This window comes from Kineococcus glutinatus (genome assembly GCF_039542765.1).
Taxonomy (GTDB): Bacteria; Actinomycetota; Actinomycetes; order Actinomycetales; family Kineococcaceae; genus Kineococcus_A; species Kineococcus_A glutinatus.
In genome coordinates this window covers 1-5,983 of sequence record NZ_BAABIL010000326.1, presented here as the reverse complement: position 1 = coordinate 5,983, position 5,983 = coordinate 1, and the positions used below count along the sequence as shown (strand labels likewise).

At 77.6% G+C, this 5,983-nt stretch carries 4 protein-coding genes; all 4 read left to right on the top strand.

The genetic code is table 11. The features are described from left to right. Window positions 1-726 (top strand): 3-oxoacyl-ACP synthase III (locus ABEB16_RS12790; RefSeq protein ID WP_345712632.1); only part of this gene is annotated, 726 nt, incomplete at its 5' end. Continuing rightward, entirely contained in the window at window positions 723-3,449 is a 2,727-nt protein-coding gene (locus ABEB16_RS12785) for an alpha/beta fold hydrolase (RefSeq protein WP_345712631.1), read from the top strand. The genes ABEB16_RS12790 and ABEB16_RS12785, both read left to right, overlap by 4 nt. Next, window positions 3,446-4,414, top strand: a complete 969-nt coding sequence (locus ABEB16_RS12780; RefSeq protein WP_345712630.1) for an NAD-dependent epimerase/dehydratase family protein — start codon at window positions 3,446-3,448, stop codon at window positions 4,412-4,414. The genes ABEB16_RS12785 and ABEB16_RS12780 overlap by 4 nt, the downstream gene beginning before the upstream one ends. Window positions 4,415-4,500: 86 nt before the next feature. Beyond that, window positions 4,501-5,733, top strand: coding sequence for an App1 family protein phosphatidate phosphatase (locus ABEB16_RS12775; protein ID WP_345712629.1), 1,233 nt, complete (start codon window positions 4,501-4,503; stop codon window positions 5,731-5,733). Window positions 5,734-5,983: the final 250 nt, after the last annotated feature.

Here is a 5,983-nt window from a genome sequence, read left to right as displayed (position 1 = left end):
CCGCACCTGGAGCCCGCCGTCGCCACCGCGGTGCACCACGCGATGGACCTGCCCTCCTCGGCGATGAACTTCGACATCACCAACGCCTGTCTCGGCTGGGTCAACGCCGTGCAGGTGGCGGCCAGCATGATCGACGCCGGCGCCGTCCGCTACGCCGTGGTGCTCGGCGCGGAGGACGTGCGCCCCATGCACCAGGGCACCATCGAGCGGCTGTCGCGCCCCGACGTCACCCGCCGCGACTTCCTCGACCAGTTCCCCACGATGACCCTCGGCTGCGGGGCCGCGGCCGCCGTGCTCGGCCGCTTCGACGAGCACCCCGAGGCCCACCGCATCGTGGGCGGGGTGGCGAAGGCGGGCACCGAGCACCACGAGCTGTGCATCGGCGACCTGGACCACATGCGCACCGACGCGCGGCTGATGCTCACCGAGGGCATCGAGATCGTGGCCGACGCCTTCTCCGACGCCGACGCCGAGTTCGGCTGGGCCGGCGCCGACCGCTTCGTCATCCACCAGATCTCCCGCGTGCACACCGAGACCTTCGTCAAGCGGCTCGGCCTGGACCCGGCGAAGGTGCCGATGACGTTCCCCCGCTGGGGCAACGTCGGCCCGCTGTCGATGCCGATGACGCTGGCCGCCACCGCACCCGAGCTCGTCGCCGGGCAGCAGGTGCTGGCGATGGGCGTGGGGTCCGGCCTGAACACCGCGATGATCGAGATCGCCTGGTGACGACCGCCCCCGCGACGACGACCCCCACCACCCCCGCCGCGCCCAGCGCGCCCGCCGAGCTCCCGCCACCCGGCCTGCCGGGGTTGCGGCCGGAGTGGTCCCGGCTCGTCGAGGCCGTCGACGCCGACGGCACCCGGCGCACCTGGCACGTGCTGGACAGCGCCCCCGGCGGCACGGGCGGTACCGGGCAGCCGGTGCGCGGCACGCTGCTGTGCCTGCACGGCAACCCCACGTGGTCGTACCTGTGGCGCGAGCTGCTGGCGCGCGCCGGGGACTGGCGCGTCGTGGCGCCGGACCACCTCGACATGGGCTTCTCCGAGCGCACCGGCACCGCCCGCCGGCTCGCCCAGCGCGTCGGCGACCTGCAGGGCCTGGTGGCCGCCCTCGGGCTGACCGGGCCCGTCGTCGTCGTCGGCCACGACTGGGGCGGGGTCATCGCCCTCGGCTGGGCCGCTGCCGAGCGCCGCCGGGCGAACGGCTCCGGCCGCCACCGGGCCGCGGGGGACGCCCCGCGGCTGGACGGGGTCGTGCTGTGCAACACCGCCGCCTCGCACCCCGCCGGCACGCCGCCGCCGGGGCCGCTGCGGCTGGCCACCCTGCCCGGCCTGCTGCCGCTGCTCACCAGCCGCACGGACGCGTTCCTGCGCACCACGCTGGCGATCACCCACCCGCGGCTGCCCGCCGACGTGGCGGCCGCCTACCGCGCGCCGTACCGCACCCCGGCCCGGCGCGGCGGCGTGGAGGCGTTCGTCGCGGACGTGCCCACCGGGACGCAGCACCCCACGCAGGCGACGCTGGACGACGTGGCCGCCGGCACCGCCGAGCTCGCCGACGTCGACGCCCTGGTGCTGTGGGGGCCGCGGGACCCCGTGTTCGGCGAGCAGTTCCTGCGCGACCTGCGCCGGCGCCTGCCGCACGCGGCCGTGCACCGCTTCGAGGGCGCCGGGCACCTGCTGCCCGAGGACGCCGACGTCAGCGGCGCGGTGCTGACGTGGCTGTCCGACCGGGAGGAGCGCCGGGCGGCCACCGGACCCGCCGCGACCGCGGCGCACCGCCCGCCGTGGCGGGCCCTGGTCGAGCGCGCCGGCTCCGACGCCGACGCCGTGGTGGAGGTGCGCGCCGCCGCCGGTGGAGGCGGTGTGCGGCGCATCTCCTGGCGGCTGCTGCACCGGCGCACCACCGAGCTGGCCGCCGGGCTGGCCGCGCACGGCGTCCGCCCCGGCCAGCGGGTCTCGCTGCTCGTGCCGCCGGGCGCCGACCTCACGGCCGTGCTCTACGCCTGCCTGCGGATCGGGGCGGTGCCCGTCATCGCCGACGCGGGCCTCGGCGTGCGCGGCCTCACCCGCGCCGTGGCCGGGGCCGGCCCGGACCACGTCATCGCGGTGCGCAAGGGGCTGCTCGCGGCGCGCGCCCTGGGGTGGCCGGGCCGGCGCATCGCCGCGGGACCGGTGAGCGGTGCCGTGCTGCGCCTGACGGGTGCCACGACGACGCTGCTGCAGGTCGCCGAGCTCGGGGCGCGGCTGCTGGCCGGGCGCGGGGCCGGGGAGGTCCTGCCGCCGGAGCCGGACCCGGACGCCGACGCGGCGGTGATCTTCACCTCCGGGTCCACCGGCCCGGCCAAGGGGGTCGTCTACACGCACCGGCAGTTCGCGCTGCTGGCCGCCGCGATGGGCGCCACGATCCGCACCGACCCCGAGCACGGCCTGGTCTCGGCGTTCGCGCCGTTCGCGCTGTTCGGCCCCGCCCTGGGCGCCACGTGCGTCGTGCCGGACATGGACGTCACCCGGCCCGCGACCCTCACGGCGGCGGCGCTGGCCGACGCGGTGGTCGCCGGCGGGTCCGGCTCGGCGTTCCTGTCCCCCGCCTCCCTGGCCAACGTGCTCGCCACCGCCGACGCCCTCACCGCGGCGCAGCGGGAGGCGCTGGCGGGTGTCACGACGCTGCTGTCCGCGGGCGCTCCCGTCCACCCGGACCTGCAGCGGCGCGCACGGCAGCTGATGCCGCTGGCCGTACCGCGCAGCCCGTACGGGGCCACGGAGGTGCTGCCGGCCACGGACGTCAGCCTGGAGGAGGTGCTCGCCGCCGGGGCCGGGGAGGGCATCTGCGTGGGCACCCCCGTGCCGGGCGTGACGGTGGTGATCGCGCCGCTGGCCGAGGACGGCACCGCCGCCGAGGAGGTGGTGGCGCGGGCGGGCGTGACCGGGGAGGTCGTCGTGCGCGCCGAGCACGTCAAGGACCGCTACGACCAGCTGTGGCTGACCCACCGGGCGAGCACGCGGGTGCGCGCACCCGGGGGGCTGGGCACCGGCCGCTGGCACCGCACCGGTGACGTCGGGCACCTGGACGCCGAGGGCCGGCTGTGGATCGAGGGGCGCCTGGCGCACGTGGTGGTCACCGGCGACGGCGTCGTCACGCCGGTCGGTCCCGAGCAGCGCGCCGAGGCGGTGGCGGGCATCGCGCGGGCGGCGCTGGTGGGCGTGGGTCCGCGCGCGGTGCGCCAGCTCCTCGTCGTCGCCGAGCGCGCCGAGCCGGTGCGGCGCACCACGGTCGCCGCGCCACCGCTGGCGCGGGCGGTGCGGGCGGCGACGGGGCTGGACCTGGTGGCGGTGCTGCTGGTGCCGGCCCTGCCGGTGGACGTGCGGCACAACTCCAAGATCGACCGGGCCCGGGTGGGGCGCTGGGCCGAGCGGGTCCTGGCCGGCGAGGCGGGGGTGGCGTTGTGAGGGTCCTGGTCACGGGCGCCAGCGGCATGCTGGGCCGGCTCACCGCGCAGGCGCTGGTCGCGCGGGGGGACGCGGTGCGGGTGCTGCAGCGCCGCCCGTCGGGCATCGCCGGCGTGGAGGAGGTGCTGGGCAGCGTCACCGACCGGGCCGCGGTCGCGGCCGCGGTGGCCGGGGTCGACGCCGTCGTCCACCTGGCGGCGAAGGTGTCGATCACCGGTCCGGAGGCGGAGTACGTCGACGTCAACGTCGGCGGCACCGGCAACGTCGTCGACGCCTGCCGCGCCGCGGGGGTGCGCCGGCTCGTGCACGTCTCCTCCCCCTCGGTGGCGCACGGCGGCAGCGCGCTCGTGGGCGTCGGCGCGGGGACCGCGGACCCGGCGGGTGCCCGCGGTCCCTACGCCCGCACGAAGGCCGCCGCGGAGCTGCTGGCGCTGGCGGCGGACTCGCCGGAGCTCGCCGTGGTGGCGATCCGCCCGCACGTCGTGCTGGGGCCGGGCGACACCCAGCTCGTCGAGCGCATCGCGGACCGGGCGCGCGCCGGGCGGTTGCCGCTGATCGACGACGGCACCGCCCTGGTCGACCTGACGTACGTGGACAACGCGGTGGACGCGCTGCTCGCCGCGCTCGACCGCGCCGACGCGGCCCACGGGCAGGCGCTGGTCGTCACCAACGGCGAGCCGCGCACGGTGGCGGAGTGGTTCGCGGCGATCTGCGAGGCGGCCGGGGTGCCGGGCCCGCGGCTGCGGGTGCCCTCGGGGGTGGCGAAGGTGGCCGGTGGCGTCATCGAACGGGCGTGGGAGCTGCTCAAGCTGCCCGACGAGCCGACGATGACGCGTTTCCTCGCCGAGCAGCTCTCGACGGCGCACTGGTTCGACCAGCGGCGCACCCGCGAGGTGCTGCGGTGGGCGCCGCGGGTGCCGATCGACGAGGGGTTGCAGCGGCTGGCGGCCGGTTTCGGGCGCTGACCGCCGGTTCGGCGCTCGCCGGCGGTGGTGCCCGGTGCCGGATCACCGGAGGTCCTCGCCCGGCGGCAGCCGGTAGCGTGCGGGGCATGACGACCACGGGTCGCGCCTCGTCGGACGGCACCCCCCCACAGCTGACCGGCCTGCCCCCCAACCTGCAGGAGCGGCTGGCGCAGGCCCGCGCCGATCTGGACGTGGACCTCTCCCCCCTGGCGGAGGGCGAGCACGGGCTGCACCGCGCCGCGCGCATCGAGGACGCCCTCAAGGGTTTCGCCGGTGCCCGGTTGCGGGCGCGGGGCTGGAGTTCGCGGCTCCTGGCCTATCCCGGTTACGGCGGTCCCGGCTGGGTGCGCGTCATGGGGCGGGTGCTGCTCAGCGAGCGCCCGCACCGGGTGCCGCCACCGCCGCGCCCGGAGCGGGTGGACGCGGTGGTGCGCGGCTGGCGCCACTTCGTGACGGTGCCGGTGGCGGGGGTGCGGGTGTCGGTGGACGTCGGCGACGGCGACCGGCGCCAGCAGGTGGTGCTGACCACCGACCGCGGCGGTTACGTCGACGAGCGCATCGAGGTGGACCTGCCCGCCGGCGTGCACGAGGTCCGCCTGGCGCTGGCGGAGGACACCGGCGGCCGCTTCGCGGGCGCCCGGCGGGCGGACGCCGCACCGGAGCAGGGCGCGACCGCGCAGGTGGTCGTCGTGGGCCCGGAGCCGGTGCGCGGCCTGGTCAGCGACATCGACGACACGGTGGTCGTGACGCGCCTGCCGCGGCCGCTGCTGGCGGCGTGGAACACGTTCGTGCTCGACGAGCGGGCGCGGGTGCCGGTGCCGGGGATGTCGGAGCTGTACCACCTGTTGCTGGCGGGTCACGCGGGCGCGCCCGTGGTGTACCTGTCGACCGGGGCGTGGAACGCCGCCCCGGCGCTGACCCGCTTCCTGGGGCGCTCGGGGTATCCGGCGGGGCCGCTGCTGCTCACCGACTGGGGGCCGACGAACACGGGCTGGTTCCGCGACGGCTCGACGCACAAGCGCAACGTCCTGGAGCGGCTGGCGGAGGAGCTGCCGAACGTGCAGTGGCTGCTCGTCGGGGACGACGGTCAGCACGACCCGGTGATCTACGGCGAGTTCGCGGCCGCCCACCCGGAGAAGGTGGCGGCCGTCGCGATCCGGCGGCTGACGCCCACGGAGAAGCTGCTGGCCAGCGGCTTGTCGCCGACGGAGCCGGTGGCCGTGCCGCCCGGCGCGGAGGACGTGCCGCGGGTCTCCGGCGGCGACGGCTTCGAGCTCATGCACCGGCTGCGCGGCGCGGGCGTGCTGCTGGACGGCTGATCCCGCGGGTGCGGGATCCCGCACCCGCGGGGTGCGCAGCAGGGGCCGGCCCTCCGCGAGGAGGGCCGGCCCCTGCCGGCTGGTGCTGGTGCGTCAGAGGCGCACGCGACGCGGGTTCGCGACGGAGGTGAGGCGAACCTCGTCCGTGCTGCTCTGACGGTCCTGGGCGGTGGTGGCGGTGGTGTCCATCGTGACCCCTCTCGTTGCGCGAGCTGCGCACGTGGCGCAGCGGGTGCTCGACGTCGGCCGG

Bases quoted from the DNA above. Each gene is read 5' to 3' on its own strand.
- ABEB16_RS12775 (WP_345712629.1), top strand. From the start codon at position 4,501: ATGACGACCACGGGTCGCGCCTCGTCGGACGGCACCCCCCCACAGCTG.